Below are 18,011 nucleotides of genomic sequence, written 5' to 3'. Positions count from 1 at the left end.
ATCATGAAAAAAAGTTTATTAACCGCAGCAACAGCTGCTCTGGTTGCGTTCGCCTCTGCAAGCCACGCCCAGTCAAATCCAGCGGGTACGCTCCTGGTAAACGAAATTTCAAACGGTACAAACAGCAACAAAGAATTCGTTGAATTGCTCGTTGGTACAACAGATTCCAATTCCACTTTCGCACCAGTAGATGTTAGCCACTGGATCATCGATGACAACAACGGCATTTTCAGCAATGGCGTTACTGCTTCTGGTCTCGGTATCTCTAAAGGCCACTTCCGCCTGTCTGATGATGTATTGTGGAAAAACATGAATGCTGGTCAACTCATCGTTATCTTCAATGGTAAAGATTATGACACAACTTTATTCGCTACAAATTTCAATCAGGCTGTAGCAAACGCTGCTACTACTGGTTATTATGCTGATGCTAACGGTTCTATCTACGTAGCTGCCGGTCTGAGCAAACTGATCGAAGCAAATTATGTATCTCCTGATTTCAGCACTGCTAACTACTGCGGCGCTACTTATGTTCAGGATACTACATGGGATCCAATTGCACTGCGCAATGCTTGCGAAGGCGACGGTATCCAAACTCGTTGCCCTGGCTGTACTGATATCGCTGGTGAACCAACTTTCTACCACGGTATTTCTTATGGTACTGCAATGGCTGCTGTTACAGGCGGTACTTTCCTGAACGGTGCACACATCAACCTGCCTGATACAAGCAAATGCGGTACTGGTGGTGATATTTACATGGATAACGCTGCTTCTCTGGCTGATGCTGGTGACGGTGCTTTCTGGAAACTCGATACAGCTTCACTGGCTACTCCGGGTGCTGCTAACTCAGTTGCTAACCAGGCTTTCATTGACGCCGTTGCAGGTAACGCCATCGTATTTGGTCGTTGCGTAAATACGCCAATCGTTGTTACACCTCCTGATACTACTTCTCAGTCTGGTAAAGGTGTACTGATGGTAACTGAAGCTTCTAACGGTCCTGCAGGTACTTGCGAATACGTAGAAATGCTGGTTGCAAACGGTGGCGGCGAACGTCTGGATTCAGTAGACGTAAGCGGTTGGATCATCGATGACAACTCTGGTAATTTCAACGTTTCTGGTTGTGTATCTGGCGTTGGTATCTCTAAAGGTCACTATCGTCTTGCATTTGACGGTTACTGGAGCAAAATTCCAGTTGGTTCTATCATCGTAGTTTACAACGTTGGTGACAACTGCTATAACCTGCCTACAGCTACTACTTTCGATGCACTGAACAACACTTACTACATTCCTGTAAGCAACACTGGTACTGCTAATGCAAATACATTCCACCTTGAGTACTACAACGGTCTGCCTGATGTTGGTAACTGTGTTTATTGCTCTGGTTCTTCTACGTACACAACTGCTGCTAACTGGGGTAACTCAGTAGGTCTGAACAACAGCACTGACGCTATGCAAGTTCGTTGCCCTGGTTGTAACAGCATGTACTCAGGTGCTCCTACTTTCTACCATGGTATCGGTTACGGCCCTGCTACAGGTACTACAGCTTACGCTACAATCGCATCTACATCAAACAGCCTGGGTGGTGCAGTAGTAACTGGTACAGGTACTGCTTCTAAATTTGAATTCGTAGGTTCAGCAGTAGCTGATCTGGGTAACCCAACTTTCTGGACTAAATCTGCTGCTGATGCCGCTGGTACACAACCTGCTTCAGTTGGTTCAGTAAATGCTACATTCAGAAATGCAGTTATCACTCACTCACTGACATTCCCTACATGTGGTTCTGGTTCACTGGCTCGTTCTACTTACAACGCGGGTGTGAGCAATCTGGCTAACGAAGCTAAAGGTATCTTCGTTTATCCTAACCCTGCTACACAAACACTGTTCGTAGAGTTCCCAGCTTCACAAAACAGCACTACAGTTAAGATCCTGGATCTGAGCGGTCGTACAGTTGCACAACAACTGGCTAACGGTTCTACTAAAGTAGAATTCAACGTGAGCAGCATCGCTCCAGGTTTCTATGTTTATCAAGTAATCAGCAACAATACCATCACTTCAGGTAAAGTACTGATCAACAAATAGCCTCAGCTATAGTTTTTATATTCAGATAAAGAGAAGCGGTGACCTTTCCAGGTCGCCGCATTTTTTCTTTCACACACATTTTTTAACCCTTCAAATCATAAATCCATGGAAACGCTTTTACGCAAGAATGTCTATGAAGAACTGAGAATGCTTACCAACAATATGGTGTATGTCAGCCAATCGGAATGCGATATCACCGTGCACAACTGGGGTGGGATGAATATGCCTGAAGTCTACGATAAGATAGCGGAGATGAGCGGCGCAGCGGTAAAGGATTTTGAACATTCCAATATTGCAGATTTTTTCGAAAATGTTATTTACACATCCGGGGAGGACGTCGACGCGAAATCCTTAACCACCAAAAAGCTGATGACCTTTCAATATTATCTTGTGCGCACATTTCGTAACGTACTTGTGATTCGTGCAGGCCGTATCTGTGTACACATTTTTATTGTTGGACAAGCGCCCGACGGTTCCAGAGCCATGTTGCACACTACTGCAATTCAATCGTTGATCAGTTGAAAATGGACAGTTACTCGCGTTTGTCACCCTGACGAAGAAAGGATCCCGCGAAATAAGTGTACGAAATAAGTGTACGAAACAGGTGAGGAAAACATACCGGAATGAGCTGCCGTTGAGGCGGCTTTTGTTTTATATTATCAACGAAGAATAACACAGGGCATCGTTAATGGTTCATTGTCAATTAAAAAAGGGCGTGCCCCTCCGGGTCGGGCTATCCGCTGCAAGTCCTCACTGCGTTGCGGGCTTTCTGTTTATCTGCTGATAGAAAGTGTAATGAAGAATAAAAGCCCAAATGATAATCGTAAGTACTATGGCTGGAATGCTTCGGAACGATCACCGCATAGTATAGTTAGCGACGGCGCTTCTAAATAAGCAATGCGCGTTTGTCCGGAAAGTCTAAAGTCCATTTGTATTGCTCGATGTAACCGAGGTAGTTTTCATTTGAAACGCATCCGTATTCTGTAATTGCATGAATGGAACCGAGCTGTTTCAGTTCTTCTTCCTCCGTTCGAATTACATAATGCGATCGTAGTTGAAGTGTTTCAAAAGTTTTTCTGTAGACAAGAAAGGAACCGGAGGTAAGAAAAATTGCACCGTCGTAGAGTTCATAGCTGACGATGCTCAAATCTTCTTGTGGGATAAAAATATATTGTTGGATTTTTTCCGAAATTTCGCGTTCCATATGACAGATGATCCCGCTGTAATGTATGTCTATAGAATAGTCTTCAACATAAATCCATCTTTTGCCCCGAACAAATCCACATAAGACATACAGGTCTTCCGGATCCTTGTTCAGTCTGATAATAGCTTCCGGTGCAGCATTGCCTTCCAACGCTTCAAGGTAATGGCTCATTGCATTAATCATAAAAACCGGGAGCGAATCATTAGATTTGACTTCTTGTAGTACTTCGTAGAGCAGCGCATAAACTTTGCGCCGCGGCCAATCCAGAGCTACGGCTGTTGTTGTGAATATATTTGTGTCAAAGTTGTCGGTTGTATGTTTAAGTAGTGCATACACCTGTTTTTTATCAGTGGGGTATGATGCTTCTTTGTGTAGTAGGTTGGTTAGTGCTGCGAGAATGTTATCCTTCATCGTCTGATGTTTCGTTTATGGTTTACATAAGTTAGGACAAAAAAATAAAAATGGTGATAAAATGTCTGCGAACAAAAATGTGCTGTCATTTTGATGGATTGTTACTCGCATCAATAGCGACGAAGGAAGCAATCAATATTAGTTTTGAGATTGAAGAATACGAAAATGGGATCATTGGTTTTATTGCGCTAAGCAAGCGGTCGCAATCGCAAATGCAATCGCCATGATTTAGGAAACGGAAATGCGAATGAGGTATGATCATATTGATGAATTGGATTACGGCTGTGGTTTAACGGACGGAGACTTTGGCTATACCTGGGATTGGTTTCGGGATTCATTGGCATTTTGGAAGGAAGCAGCTTGAGAAAGATGATTTGTATTATTCACCGCAGACCAATAATTCGACAATAGTTTTAGCATGGGATTTATAAATAGAAATGAGCCGCCTGCGGCGAATGAAATAGCACTTTTTTTAGACACCGTCTCTTTCTCCGTTCCTCAGGATTTTCTTGATTTTTATACAAGGACAAATGGTGCGGATGTAAGTTCGGAAGAATACTATGCAGTGCTTTGGCCGCTTACGGAAATGGTACAACTCAATGCGGGCTATGAGGTGGAAGTCTATGTTCCCGGATTTTTTCTGTTTGGTTCCAATGGTGGGGATGCGGCTTTCGCTATGGAGCGCACAACCGGTCGGATATTTGAAATGCCTTTTATTGATATGTGGGAGGGGGAAGGTATTTTGATCGCGGACAGCTTTGATGCTTTTTTGGAGTTAATGATGATGGAAAATAAAGAAACGGTGAAAGAAATATTGAAGAGCTTGGGAAAATAGCCATGAAATTGCGCTCCAAGTTGCAATGCAGTGTTGCCCGCTGGCGCAGGAGTTAGCGTAGCGCTCCTGTGTCTGAAAATCTTACCAATCTCATGACCGGTACACAAAAAACAGCGGCTTGATAGTAGTACCAACGCCTTATTGATAGCCCCGATGGGAACGGTTACCCCGCAGCGAGGAACGAGCGAGGAGTAATAGTGTACAGCGGGTCTGGTGCTGAAATAGTGTCTGGACGTCCGGCTGCAAATAGGAGATAAAAAAGGAAAAGACCGGCCATCGCGCCAGTCTTTCTTTTATAAAATCTTATTTAACCTTTTAACCAATTAACTAGTAGGTCCATTATCCACAGCCGCTTCGATCACCGCCTGGATAGAGGTAGGTACGTTCGACAGGAAATCATAACCAGTGGCAGATTCAATAGCATCTACAGTGGTACGGTAATAATCCCAAGTGTGGGCGTTCACCGTATTGATGTTCGGCATATCCACCGCAATTACACGCGTGCTTGTGCTTACACGGCTTGCATCACCAGTGCCGATTGGTAGGATTACAATGATTTTCCAGCAATGTGCAGCAACATTAATAGAGCCGCTTGCAATAGTATTCGTAGTGCCACCGTTGCTGCCCGTACCACCTTGGCCGTAACCACCTGCGATAATATACATTTCATAACCGGAAGAAGTCAACAAGCGGCAATAGTCTTCCAGATTTTCCCATGGTTGTTGATTCAGCATCGGTGCCTGCGGCATAATATTCGACATCAGGAACGTCGCTGAGTTGTCAGTTGCGCTGCCGTTTCTATCAGCGGAAGGGCACATATGACCTCTGTCAAAACCAGTATTTGTATAATTGGAAGTAGTTGCCTTAAAGAATGTAGAAGGCAGTGTAGCATCAGCAGTGAAACAATCGCAACGCGTTGCGCTGCCCAGCCATGCGCTGCTCAAATGCCAGCTTACCCAGTTTGCTTCACCTTTTGAATTATTATAAGAAAGCGTGTATTGCGTTTTTGCAAGCAGATAGTTGTTTGGATTGGAAGTGCTGGTGGTGGCGCCGCTGGGATTACCCATGCCCATATTATCATCACGGGTTGCAGCGCCACCAGTAGTACCACCGCCTGTGGAACCGCCGCCAGTGCCGTCGTTGCTCGTGATATCAAAATCATCGATGTTGATACGGTTTGTGCCACCGGTTAGTTTGGTTACTTTGAAACGGACATTGCCTGTTACTGTGACTGGAAAAGTTGCAGTCGTAAAAGTAGTAGTAGCGGTAAGCGCGCTGCCTGTCTGTGTCCAGCTGCTGCCGCCATCTGTAGAGTAGTACAAGGCCAGAGTACTACTGCCATCAGAGCCATAGATGCCGTATTTGAATGTTACCTGCGTAGCGCCACTGGTTACGTCAAACAGCATAGCGAGTGTGCCGGTATTGCGAATACGTACAGACTGGCTGCCATTTTTCAAATCGCCGGACAGGTTTCCGATGAGGGCATCATCCATGTTCCAGCTGCCGGAAGCGAGGCTTACGCTTGCAGCGGCATAGGCAGTTTTAGAACCTGATTCAAATGTTTCCGGAAGACCAGTATAGGTCACTTTTGCAGTGCTGTGCAGTGCATGATTGTTGGCGCTGTTTGCCTGTGGTGCATTTTGTTCATCATTTTTTTTACAGCCCGTAAAGATGCTGCCAAGCGCGATTGCGCAGAGAAGTAACGTTTGTTTTTTCATGGGTGAATTTGATTTCCGCTATGATACATGACAAATATTATCCAATGGTTAAAATGGTAATACTTCACGATAAGTTAATACAGGTAGGTACTAAAAAGTTAAGTGGTTAAGAGGTTAAAACGGTCGGTATTCAGGCAAAAAATTTGGGATGACTCGCGACGAATTAACCCTTTGTCTTTTTGACGAATTAACCTTGTGGAAACATTGAGATCATAGTGTGCGGATACTTTTGAGGTCTTTTACCGAGACTATTACCAAAAAGGAAGCAACCATGCGCAAGCAGATCTTTATCACTTTTCTGACCCTTCTCATTACATGTGTCGCTCAGGCGCAATTGGTGATTAATGAATTTTCGCAAGGCAGCGGCGGTGCCAAAGAGTATGTGGAATTAGTGGTAGTCGGCACACGTCATTGCAACGATACGGCTGCCGATCTTCGCGGCTGGATAATTGATGATAACAACGGCTGGTACGGTGCTGGTGCAGGGCAGGGGATTGCCACGGGTTGTATGCGGCTCGCTAATGTTGCAAATTGGGCGAATGTGCCTTATGGCTCTATCATTCTCATCTACAACAGTGGTGATAAAAACACCAGCATTACACAAGCAGACGATCCAACCGACAGTGATCATGATCATGTTTACATTGTTCCGTCGTCTTCTCAGATGATTGAAAAAAACGGATCGTCACCAACTTCTCCTTCTTCTTCGACCTATGTTTATCCCACAACAGGTTTCAGCGCCGGCGGTAATTGGGATTATATTGGTTTGCGTAATGACGGTGATGCAATACTTGTAGCTGCGCCGACAAATCTGACACAAGCCTATCATTCTATTTCTTATGGGGATGTTCAATCAGGAACGCCTACTATTCATCAATCTCAGGCAGGCGCCAATAAAGTATATTATCTCAATGACGCACAATATGCCGTTACGGCCAGTTGGATAACAGGCAATGCACCGGGCAACGAATCTCCGGGCGTGGCAAACAGTTCGGCAAATGCGCTTTGGATTAGCAGTATGCTGAATCCTGTTGCCGGCGGCGGTGGTGACACTAATTTATATCACTGCATGCTCGCGGGACAAACTTATGCGTTTAATGGTCAGTTGCTGACTGCGTCCGGCGTTTATCACGATACAATTGGAAATGGTACGGGCTGTGATAGCCTGGTGCATCTTCATTTGCAGGTATTGAGTCCACAAGCTGTTCATGATACATTGCGTGGTTGCAATCAGGTTAATTACAACGGACAACCGTATACTACTGCAACAGTACTTTCAGATACGATTCATAGCGTGCTGGGCTGTGACAGTGCGTATCATTTCGTGCATATTTTACTGCATCCGATAGCACCGTCATTAGTTTTTGACACAGTTTCCGGTTGTCAGGCATATGTGTATAAAGGGATGGTCTATGACAGCAGTCAGATTGTTGTGGATACATTGGTGTCTGTTTATGGTTGCGACAGCGTGTACAAAACTATTTACATTAATGTGCTCGATCGGCCGGTTATTACCACTTCTGGTGATAAGGATATTTGTTCTGGTGATTCTGTAATGCTTGCTGCGTCAAGTTCTTCGCCTGTTATCTGGATTGGTTTGTCTAATTCATCAGATGTTTCTGTCTTTCCTTCCGGAAACACAACTTATATCGCTGCTGCAACAAACGCACTCGGGTGTACGGATACTGCGTATGTAAAAGTAACAGTGCATAATTTTCTGCTGAATCTCGTATTGGATGCACCTTCTTATCTGGAAGAGGGGGTGAGTTTTGCACTGAAGACTTCTGCTTTTGAGCCATACGTAATACAGAAGTGGTTGCCTGGAAATGAATTTGCGGGAAGTACAGCACCATTACAAACAATAATGGCAGGAGAAAGCAAATGGTATTCTGTTGTTGCTGCTAACGCTATCGGCTGTGTGGATTCGCAGTCAGTTTTTGTAAATGTCAATCCGAAGTATCCCGACATATTTATGCCGTCTGCTTTTTCACCGAACGGCGATAACAGGAATGATTTCTTCCGTCCGGTATTTAGCGGTCCGTATATAATAGCAGAGTTTTCTGTGTTTAACCGATGGGGACAAATGGTCTATCATGTTTCCGGAAATGGTGCATTAAAAGACGGTTGGGATGGCACATATGGTGAAAAGCCATGTGAGGTTGATACCTATTTCTATACGCTTACTGCATCAAGTCCTTCTGGTAAGCCGGTTCATACGAAAGGCGATGTGACATTGATTCGATAGCGTTCAGCGACGAATGGTCAATGCTTAATGCCAGTGAAACGTCAATTTCGTCGAGACGTTGCATATTATGTGTCCTGATTTCGCGTCTTCACACTAACATCAGATGTTTAAGAAAACAAAGGCTTCGCTTTGCGAAGCCTTTGTTTTGTGATAAGAGGTGCGTTCTGTTGATAACTTATGATTCATATATCATAACTAATATCGTGTTCCCTGGGCTGCTTCTGCCTGTTCCTTCAATTGTTCTCTCAGTACCGCTTTTTTCTTTTTGTAAGCGGTAAATTGATCTTGGGTGAATATCTTTTGTAGTTCCGCTTCTTTGGCATGATCGTTTGCTTTCGCCTGATGCATTTTATCGGCATGCGTGCCGGCAGAGTAGGTAAGATCGTCCATCATCTGTGCATATCTTCTGTTGATCTCAGTTACAGGACCTATCTGGTCTTGGGTCAGGTGTAGTGTTTCTTTCATCCATTCGGTAATCTTAGCGGCACGTTCGTCTGCCGTTCCCACACGGTGAATTTCCTGCGCTCGCGCTGCAGTAAAAAACGATAGTGCCACAATGAATGTGCTGAGTAAAAATTTTGACATGCTGTTTTGTTTTGAGGGTGAATAATTATTGCAATTATAAATTCTTTAGTTTAAATTACGAATAATTATAATGAATGAGCTATTCTAAACATCGGCCCGGCATTTGGTTTGGTATCGCAGCGATCGGATTTGTGCTTTTAATGTTTTGCTCTACAGCGGTGTGGGCACAGGAAGACACTGCGGCGAAATCATCTGACGAATGGGAGCTAAATGGCCTTTTGCTAGTGTATATGGCTAAAGACTATGCGCTGCCGATGGGTGTTTTCAGTGCTGCTAAAGGACATCTTTTTTTGCAGGAGCGCTACAATTATGAAGATGTAAAAACGCTGTCGCAATTCGGTGGGTATCGTTTTCAGGGTGGCAATAAATTTGAGTATTCGATCATTCCGCAGATTGGATTTCTGGTGGGTCGCACAGACGCCATCGCCAACGACAATAATATTGATCTTTCCTACGGAAGCTTTGGCCTGAGTAGTGAAGTAGAATTTCTATACAATCTGAATTTTCCCAAACTCAGTTATATATACACCTGGAATGAGCTTACCTACTCACCTACAGACTGGCTGTATGTTGGGCTCACAGCACAACGTAGCCGCATTTATCTTACAGGCCTCGATCTGCAAAGGGGCGTTGTAGTTGGCGGAAGTCTGGGTAATTTCACTTTGATCGGTTATCTCTTCAATTTTCTGAGTGCAAGCCACGATATATTCGGCATTCTTGGTTTGAACTATTCTTTTCAGTAAATCAATCCCCAATCCTAAAAGGAGTCGCTGCGCGAAGTATAAGAAAAACTGAGACGGGAGACTTATAACGTCTTTTTTCAGTTTTTTACCTGCGTAAATACCGTAAAAAGCCCTCCGCCTTGGGGTTTTGCCTGAATTGGAGACGCTGCTTTTTTTGTTGTTTTTAACTCTTGAATACCGCTGTAATCAATCATTCTTATTTAAAAAGAAAAATTAATATAAAAAACATTTTGTTTATAAAACTATTATATATTTTTATCATGTGAACGACATCTCAATGTCTGCTCGTTGTGGAGAGTTATATCATCTTTTTATGTACCGAATGTTTAATCGACAATTAAGCCACCATTAATTGCACGAGGTTTTATTGTAACTGAAAGCTAACTCAATCATCATTTAATGTATGTGCGATGATTCGTACTGCTCTTGAATTTATTCAGAAAGAACTGGACGCGTATATCACGGACAGGGAACAGGATCCCTCCAATTACGCAGCTGGAGGAAATGTAGACTTAAAGTCTATTGTAAAACCGGACGGTACTATTGATGTCACCGAAACCTCACACGTAACCATCATGCTGGTTGGCATAGAAGAGGAGCGTCGTGAAGGCAAGAGACCATATTACACGCCAACAGACGATAAACAATTTATGCGGCTCAACCCACCGGTGGAGCTCGACTTATCTGTACTATTCGTAGGCCACAATTCTGATTATCCGACTTGTCTCCGCGACATATCGGATGTGATCGCCTTCTTTCAGGCAAACTCAGTTTTTGACGCACAGAAATACCCCGGACTCAACAGTACAGTTGCAGATCCGGTCAACAAACCATGGCAAATGATTGAACGCCTGAGCTGCCGCTTGTGCAGTCTTTCTTTCGAACAGCAGAATAACCTGTGGGCTTTGTTGGGTAGCAAATACATGCCCAGCGTGGTTTACAAGATTAATATGCTGACGATATTCGATACTAAGGGCGGAGATAAAACACCTTCCATTAACGAAATTAATTACACCGAAAATTAATTAGACCACCACACCAACCCGCGTAATCATGAGCGTTTTACAAGTTAAATACGCAGAGCTCCTGTCTCTGTCGGTTACACAACTGTTTTATCAAAACAAAGTCTGCAAAAAATACCAGGCGGAGCCGATATTGGATTTTCAGATCGTGCCGACGCAAGAAACGATAACCTTGCTGCGCCGGCTTGACTGGGTTTACAAGCCGACTGATACAAACGGTGGATTTGTAATAATGGCGCGGGTTTCCGGTGACAATGGCAGTGGTAATGATTTGCTGCGTTTTATTCCGAAGAAAGGCGAAAAGCTAACTTTTGGTGTTACGCTCCGGAATTATGATGTGATCAATTTCAACGATCTGCCGATACAGCAAACATCAGATGAATTATATTATTTCAGTAATCAGATCAGCGATAATACAGCTGCACGATCCAGTTTGCATCTTACACATGATACAACCGGAGTGAACAGCAACGATATTGTGAAATTCTCGACCAGTGCTTATAGCTTTCACAGTACCTCACCGATAGGTGCGGGAACCGCTGTGGTAAAGCATCTTTTAACTGGCGCCACTGTTTTTGCAAAATCACTGGCTAACCAAAACGGACAGGCAGATGTAGCTTTTGATCTGTCCGGATTCGCTTCAGGAAAATGTCAGCTGCTTATCAGTAATGTAGTAGCTGATGAGTTTTACTATCTCGGTAGTTCTTTTATACAACCTGTGTTCGGTGTAATAGAAATTAATCTTTCGGATGCTCTTGATGCTAATTTCAGAGTCGTAGAATCTGATGGGTCCATTACACCAGACAGGCCACAATATAATATTCTATACACCAACCGGAAGACCTTCTGGCGGTATAATATATTCTTGCAGCCGAATAGTCCGATAGTGCAGGAAATGAACCAGTTGAGTGCTGCAGATAAAACTGATTTTTTGAGTAGACTTAATGTAGTGACCAATGATACCAATATCAGTTTTACAGCGGTAACAGTAAATGATTCGCAGCTGGTTTTTGTTTCCGCGCAAGCGCTCCCACTACAGGAAAACTATATGTCGGGCACATCGTCTACACCCGCTACGCTGACAATGACGCTGAAAAAATACATTGGCAATAACGCAAAGGAGGCCAGTGTGAAAACCAATCTTTCTTTTCCTCCTACCGAAACCATTGATGCGACGAACCTTCCGAACATCTATTCAAATATTTTTCTAACAATTTAAATACATAACCAATATGGCAAACTACCGATCACCAGGTGTCTATGTAGAAGAAATTTCTCTTTTGCCACCATCCATTGCAGAAGTAGAATCTGCAGTGCCGGCCTTTATCGGCTACACTCAGCAGGCAACGAAACTGATTGCTGATGATCTGCATAATGTGGCTACGCCCATTTCCAGTCTGTCCGATTTTATTACGTATTTCGGCGGGCCGGATACCGAAAGCGTAAGCAACATTACGGTGAACGTCAATGAGCTGAAAACAGGTAGTGTGACTACCGGCTTTAATGTGACAGTGACACCCACGGTTGCTAATCTGAGTAAGCATATCCTGTACCATGCGATGGTCAATTTCTTTGCAAATGGCGGTGGCAGTTGTTACGTCGTTTCCGTGGGCAAGTATAGCTCTGGTATTGTACAGGCCGATCTGGAAACAGGTATTGATCTTATCGCCAACGAAGATGCACCAACGATGCTTGTTGTTCCGGAAGCGATCTATCTCAGTAGCAATGCAGCTTTCGATAGTATCAATCAGCGTATGATTAATCAGGCGGCGACGCTGATGGATCGTTTTGCAATCATTGATACCTATGCTTCTACGGCCCCGAAAATGCCGGGAACCATTCCTTCTGATGTAGCGACAGCGATCAATAATATTCCAACGGATGAAAACATCAGACGTTTCGGTGCGGTGTATTATCCGTATCTCGAAACTGTTTACAATTACAATTTTGATTTTGACAGTATTATTCTGACGAGTCATACAGTGAATGGTGGTACTCCTGCATCCGGCGACCAGACTGGCAATGCGCTTTCTGTTGTAAAAACAAGTGCATCGGCTATGTATAATGCAATTGCAGCTGAATATGCAAAATACCACATTATTCTTCCGCCTTCAGCTGCTATGGCTGGCGTGTACACACGTGTGGATGATACGCGTGGTGTATGGAAAGCGCCCGCAAATGTGAGTGTGATGGATGTGGTAAAACCAGTGATCTCGATAGCAAGAGCAGAACAGGATTTGCTAAACATTAATACCGATACCGGAAAATCAGTAAATGCGATACTCAATATGCCGGGCTATGGCACGGTAGTAATGGGCGCCCGTACGCTGGACGGCAATAACAACGAATGGAAGTATATCAATGTTCGTCGTTTCTTTAGTGTGGTAGAAGAATCTATCAAGAAATCTACTAACTGGGTTGTTTTTGAACCGAATACTTCTCAGACATGGGTGAAAGTACAGGCGATGATTGAAAACTATCTGTTTCTGAAATGGAGAGATGGTGCATTGGCTGGCGCAAAACCGGAGCAGGCTTACTTTGTAAACGTCGGCCTTGGTACTACAATGAACTCTGTGGACATTCTGGAAGGCCGTATGATTGTACAGATTGGTATGGCTGTTGCAAGACCTGCTGAGTTTATTATCCTGCAGTTTGAACAGATCATGCAGACATCGTAGTGTGTGGGCTTTCTCGCGGCGCATACGGTAGCACAAGAGGATTGCTAAAAAATTACAACGCAGTTTTTGATCCCTGGCGTGTTAAGTAGAGAGCAGAACGCTGAAGCGTGCGACGCAACGAATGTCAAATAGTAGTGCTAAAGCTAAGTGCAAAAAATAGATGCATGAGCGTGCTTTTCTAAACAATCATTCAACCAATTTCTAACACAACAAACAGTTTATAAAATGGCAAATTATCCTCTACCGGTCTTTCACTTCAGCGTATCATGGGGCGGAGACAATATCGGTTTTTCTGAAGTAAGCGGGCTTTCGCAGGAGATTCAGGCGATCGAGTACAGAGATGGACTGATGACAGCGACGACACTGCCGCTGAAAAGACCCGGCCTGAAAAAAGCAGGTAACATTTCGCTGAAAAGAGGTTTGGTCACTTCTAATAACGATCTGTACAACTGGCTCAATAATAACGGACAGCCAAATGTAGAACGCCGTGACCTCACTATCACGCTGCTCAACGATGAAGGCAACCCTGTATTTATCTGGAGTATTTCGCAGGCATGGCCGGTGAAATGTGAAGGTCCGAGTCTTAAAGCTACAGGCAACGATATCGCAATTGAATCAGTAGAACTGGTTCATGAAGGAATCACTTTAAAAACAGCATAAGCTATGCCCGCATATTATCCACCGGTCGGTTTTCATTTTAAGGTCGAATTTATTGGCGTTGACGGTATGGATTCAGACACAGAGCAGCGCTTTCAGGAAGTGAGTGGTCTTTCCTTTGAGATAGAAGTGGAAGAACTCCGTGAAGGCGGTGAAAACCGGTTCACATACAAACTTCCGAAGCGTGCAAAGTATCCAAACCTGGTACTGAAGCGCGGTTTGCTGAAAGGCACGGCGCTGCTCGATTGGTTTAAAGACGCGATGAGTACGTATTTCACGGTAGTCATCTATAGTTTTAAACCTGCTGATATGGTCATCACGCTGCTCGACGAAACAGATCAGCCGGTGGCAGTGTGGAATGTAGTGCAGGCGTATCCGCTCAAATGGTCTACGACCGATTTTAAATCGACCGATAATTCAATTGTAGTGGAAACGCTGGAAATGGCTTATCAATATTTTGAACGAATCATGTAATCGCTATGCCTGTACAGATCAATGAAGTTGTTATCAGGACGGTTGTCGATCATACACCGGCAGCGGCCGGTGCTGTGAATGATCCCGCACCTGCACCACCACCGGTGGCGAATGTGGACGACAACGAACTGGCTGAAAAAATATTAGCAATCATCCGTGAAAAGAAAGAACGATAATGGATACGCAAAGCGCGGCGAAACTGCCATTTAACCTCAAGATCATCCCGATGAACAAGGATGGTATCCCAATGGGATTACCTTTTCTCGCGATGTTCAATCCTGAAAACATCACCATCAGAGAACAGCTTGTATGGCATGAAAATAATCCGCCTGGCGCGGAAGGCAGCGATCCGACGTATACGAAGACACAGCCGCGGACGTTTACGCTTGAGTTTACGATAGATGGAACGGGCGTCAATACAAATGGTGTGAAGATTCCGGTAACGGCGCAGGTTTTGCTGTTTCGATCCGCCACCACGCATATTGCAGGTGTGTTACACCGGCCGCCGTATCTGCTTGTTCAGTATGGTTTGTTTATCAGCACTTGTGTGATCAACTCATCGAACGTAACGTATACGATGTTCGATATGTTCGGGCTGCCGATAAGGGCGAAGATCTCTGCGACGTTTACAGAGCGGACGGTAAGTGGCCTGAGCAATGTATTGAATATGCTTTCGTCACCAGATCTTACGCACAGCGTGACAGTGACAGAAGGCGATCTGTTGCCATACCTCACTTATCAGACGTACAATAATCAGAATTATTATCTCCAGGTAGCGAAAGTTAATAAGCTGAAAAATTTCAGAAAGCTGCAGGCAGGATCCACATTGGTTTTTCCGCCGATCAGCAGTAAATAGAACGGACCTTTAAAAGCAACGTATTTTATGTTAGATAGTTTACCTCCCGGAACGGCGCCGGCCACAGATGTTGTCAGTGCCAAAGTGTTCATCAACGAAACCGAGTTGAGCGGCGAAGTTTTGGTGGCAGAAATTTCTGTCAGCAAGCAGTTCAATAAGATTGCGTCTGCCCAGGTTGTGTTTATGGATGGTTCTGCTGCTGACCGCGACTTTCCGCTGAGCGATGATGATACCTACAAGCCGGGAAATCTGATCAGGATACAGCTCGGCTATCATGGAGATGTAACTACTGTTTTTGAAGGTGTGATTGTAAAACACGCCATCAAAATAAAACCCAACGGCGCGTCAAGGTTGATTATTGATGCGAAGGATAAGGCCATTGCACTGACTGGCGCGCGCAAGAGCGCATACTATACTGATAAAACAGATAGCGATGTAATTACGCAATTGGCCGGAGCATTGACACCAGATGTAGAAAGTACCACCATGTCGCACAAACAACTGATACAATACGATGTCACCGACTGGGATTTTTTGGTAACACGTGCAGAAGCCAATAGCATGCTGGTTTTGACGGATGATGGAAAGCTGATCGTGAAGAAACCTGATACATCAAGTACAGCGGTTTTAGTGGCTACTTACGGAGATAATATCTGGGATTTTGATGCTGAAATGGATGCGCGCCGGCAGGTAGTTTCTGTGATGAGTACATCCTGGGATTATACGCAGCAGCAGATTGAACAATCAGATAAAGGTCAGGCAAACTTTACAGAAACCGGAAATCTATCATCAGATGATTTGGCAAGCGTGCTCGGCGCTGAAGTGAATCTGATACATCCGGGTCATTTGACACAAGAGCAATTGCAAAACTGGTCAGATGCCTACGCCATGCGCAACCATCTTTCTAAAGCGGTTGGTCGTATGCGGGTGAATGGGAATTCGGATGTAAAACCTGGTACTATGGTGACTTTGGCGGGTGTAGGCGATCGTTTTAATGGAGCTGTTTTTGTGACTGGCGTATTACATCATTTTGACGGGAGCTGGTATTCTAATATTCAATTCGGTTGGAACGAAGAATTGTTTGTGAAGAAAGAAGATGTGATGAATAAACCCGCTTCAGGATTACTGCCGGGCATTTATGGTTTGCAGATTGGCGTGGTGCTTGATCTTGACGATCCTGAAGGGCAATACAGAGTAAAACTTACAGTACCTACTATTACTTCCGGCAATGACGGTTTCTGGGCCAGAGTGGCAACGCTTGATGCCGGTGCCAGCCGTGGTGTGTATTTCCGCCCGCAGATAGGCGATGAAGTGATTGTGGGATTTCTCAACGACGATCCAAATGAACCCATTATACTCGGATACCTGCACAGCAAGGATAATAAAGCTTCTCCTTTGCCCGAGCAGGAAGGACAATTACAATACGGTTTTGTGACGCAGGAAGGACTGAAACTTGTTTTTGACGATACGAACAAACGGCTCAGTATGACTGTGCCGACTGCTTCGGGCGAGAAATCAATCGTCATCAATAATGATTCAGGCGCATTTGAAATGAAAGACGAAAACCAAAACACCATTACAATGGATGCGAGCGGCATTACGATTCAGGCGGGTGCCGGAAATGTGACCATCAAAGGTGTTACGGTGATGATCAATTAGAAAAACTATAGCAGTAAATATAGCCTTTACCCCAACTGAAACCAGAAAGCAATTAAAAACGAAAAAGTTATGCCTCCAGCAGCAAGAGTCGGTGACAATCATGTTTGCCCGATGGTGAATCCAAACGGGAGCCCGCATACCGGAGGCCCTATCCTGCCGGCGGGAGCACCTGCCGTATTGATCGGCGGACAGCCGGCAGCGGTTGTGGGTGGCATGTGTACCTGCGCAGGTCCGCCGGATAGTATTATTAAAGGTTCGGCCACGGTGCTCATTGGCGGACAACCTGCAGCTCGTATCGGAGATAGTACCGCACATGGCGGCAGTGTAGTAGCCGGATGTCCTACCGTAATTATCGGTGGATAATGGCAAATAAAATTTTTAAAAACAGAAGACAATGGATAACCAAACAGATAAATCGTTTTTAGGAACCGGTTGGAGTTTTCCGCCAACGTTCCGCAGAGAATGGTATGGTGTGGAGATGCTTTCGGAAGAAGCAGACGTGTACAGCAGTATTGGTATCATACTCGCCACGATGACGGGTGAGCGCGTGATGCTTCCGACATTCGGTTGTAACCTTCGTCCGTACGTGTTTGAACCGATGAATGTGCCTAACATCGCGATGATAGAGAAGATTGTGAAAGAGGCGCTGGTTTTGCATGAGCCGCGGATTATCGTCGAAAGCATCGCGTCTACGCCAGATCAGAATAATGGAGTATTATCAATAGATATACAATACTCCATTATTACTACCAACACGCGTTACAACTATGTATTCCCATTCTATATGAATGAGGCCACCAATATCGATCATTGATTAAAGCCAGTTTGACGAGCTACCATTTTTACCA

18 protein-coding genes are annotated in these 18,011 nt (G+C 44.5%); 15 read left to right on the top strand and 3 right to left on the bottom strand.

The features are described from left to right. Nucleotides 1-3: 3 nt before the first annotated feature. Entirely contained in the window at nt 4-2,076 is a 2,073-nt protein-coding gene (locus tag DN068_RS08405) for a T9SS type A sorting domain-containing protein (protein ID WP_110998466.1), read from the top strand. Between the two features lie 105 nt (nt 2,077-2,181). Then, nucleotides 2,182-2,598 (top strand): nuclease A inhibitor family protein, encoded by a 417-nt coding sequence (locus DN068_RS08400; protein ID WP_110998465.1) that lies wholly within the window; start codon nt 2,182-2,184, stop codon nt 2,596-2,598. A gap of 364 nt (nt 2,599-2,962) precedes the next feature. Here the strand turns inward: DN068_RS08400 and DN068_RS08395 are convergent, their stop codons facing one another. Continuing rightward, nucleotides 2,963-3,691, bottom strand: coding sequence for a hypothetical protein (locus tag DN068_RS08395; protein WP_110998464.1), 729 nt, complete (start codon nt 3,689-3,691; stop codon nt 2,963-2,965). A 418-nt stretch (nt 3,692-4,109) separates the two neighbouring features. On the opposite strand from DN068_RS08395, the gene DN068_RS08390 reads away from it, so the two are divergent. Then, nucleotides 4,110-4,526, top strand: a complete 417-nt coding sequence (locus DN068_RS08390) for an SMI1/KNR4 family protein (protein WP_110998463.1) — start codon at nt 4,110-4,112, stop codon at nt 4,524-4,526. Between the two features lie 323 nt (nt 4,527-4,849). Here DN068_RS08390 and DN068_RS08385 read toward each other — a convergent pair whose 3' ends face one another. Continuing rightward, nucleotides 4,850-6,244 (bottom strand): DNA/RNA non-specific endonuclease, encoded by a 1,395-nt coding sequence (locus tag DN068_RS08385; RefSeq protein WP_110998462.1) that lies wholly within the window; start codon nt 6,242-6,244, stop codon nt 4,850-4,852. Nucleotides 6,245-6,515: 271 nt separating this feature from the next. Between DN068_RS08385 and DN068_RS08380 the strand changes: the two genes are divergently transcribed. After that, the gene (locus DN068_RS08380) at nt 6,516-8,489 is read left to right on the top strand and encodes a gliding motility-associated C-terminal domain-containing protein (RefSeq protein WP_110998461.1); all 1,974 of its coding nucleotides are present in this window, start codon (nt 6,516-6,518) and stop codon (nt 8,487-8,489) included. Between the two features lie 195 nt (nt 8,490-8,684). Here the strand turns inward: DN068_RS08380 and DN068_RS08375 are convergent, their stop codons facing one another. Continuing rightward, nucleotides 8,685-9,074 carry a hypothetical protein gene (locus DN068_RS08375; protein WP_110998460.1) on the bottom strand — a complete coding sequence of 130 codons (390 nt, stop codon included), beginning with the start codon at nt 9,072-9,074 and terminating at the stop codon, nt 8,685-8,687. Between the two features lie 74 nt (nt 9,075-9,148). Between DN068_RS08375 and DN068_RS08370 the strand changes: the two genes are divergently transcribed. From DN068_RS08370 to DN068_RS08325, 11 genes are all read left to right on the top strand, one after another. Continuing rightward, on the top strand, nt 9,149-9,817 hold the full coding sequence (locus DN068_RS08370) for a hypothetical protein (protein WP_110998459.1): 669 nt from the start codon (nt 9,149-9,151) through the stop codon (nt 9,815-9,817). A 410-nt stretch (nt 9,818-10,227) separates the two neighbouring features. Beyond that, on the top strand, nt 10,228-10,842 hold the full coding sequence (locus DN068_RS08365; protein ID WP_110998458.1) for a DUF4255 domain-containing protein: 615 nt from the start codon (nt 10,228-10,230) through the stop codon (nt 10,840-10,842). 28 nt (nt 10,843-10,870) lie between these two features. Next, nucleotides 10,871-12,058 carry a hypothetical protein gene (locus tag DN068_RS08360; RefSeq protein WP_110998457.1) on the top strand — a complete coding sequence of 396 codons (1,188 nt, stop codon included), beginning with the start codon at nt 10,871-10,873 and terminating at the stop codon, nt 12,056-12,058. Nucleotides 12,059-12,071: 13 nt separating this feature from the next. Further along, nucleotides 12,072-13,517, top strand: coding sequence for a phage tail sheath family protein (locus DN068_RS08355; RefSeq protein WP_110998456.1), 1,446 nt, complete (start codon nt 12,072-12,074; stop codon nt 13,515-13,517). A 225-nt stretch (nt 13,518-13,742) separates the two neighbouring features. Next, nucleotides 13,743-14,177, top strand: coding sequence for a phage tail protein (locus DN068_RS08350; RefSeq protein WP_110998455.1), 435 nt, complete (start codon nt 13,743-13,745; stop codon nt 14,175-14,177). Nucleotides 14,178-14,180: 3 nt separating this feature from the next. After that, nucleotides 14,181-14,648, top strand: a complete 468-nt coding sequence (locus DN068_RS08345) for a phage tail protein (RefSeq protein ID WP_110998454.1) — start codon at nt 14,181-14,183, stop codon at nt 14,646-14,648. 5 nt (nt 14,649-14,653) lie between these two features. Next, nucleotides 14,654-14,824: a DUF5908 family protein gene (locus DN068_RS22050; RefSeq protein WP_165836323.1), complete on the top strand. Its 171-nt coding sequence runs from the start codon at nt 14,654-14,656 to the stop codon at nt 14,822-14,824. After that, entirely contained in the window at nt 14,824-15,504 is a 681-nt protein-coding gene (locus DN068_RS08340) for a CIS tube protein (RefSeq protein WP_110998453.1), read from the top strand. The genes DN068_RS22050 and DN068_RS08340 overlap by 1 nt, the downstream gene beginning before the upstream one ends. A 27-nt stretch (nt 15,505-15,531) precedes the next feature. Beyond that, entirely contained in the window at nt 15,532-17,163 is a 1,632-nt protein-coding gene (gene vgrG / locus DN068_RS08335; RefSeq protein WP_110998452.1) for a type VI secretion system tip protein VgrG, read from the top strand. Between the two features lie 69 nt (nt 17,164-17,232). Continuing rightward, a complete protein-coding gene (locus tag DN068_RS08330) occupies nt 17,233-17,526 on the top strand; it encodes a PAAR domain-containing protein (protein WP_110998451.1) in 294 nt (97 codons plus the stop codon). A 31-nt stretch (nt 17,527-17,557) separates the two neighbouring features. Continuing rightward, nucleotides 17,558-17,977 (top strand): GPW/gp25 family protein, encoded by a 420-nt coding sequence (locus DN068_RS08325; protein ID WP_110998450.1) that lies wholly within the window; start codon nt 17,558-17,560, stop codon nt 17,975-17,977. Nucleotides 17,978-18,011: the final 34 nt, after the last annotated feature.

Origin of the sequence: Taibaiella soli (assembly GCF_003236175.1) — a bacterium.
Taxonomy (GTDB): domain Bacteria; phylum Bacteroidota; class Bacteroidia; order Chitinophagales; family Chitinophagaceae; genus QKTW01.
This window is presented reverse-complemented; position numbering and strand designations above follow the sequence as displayed.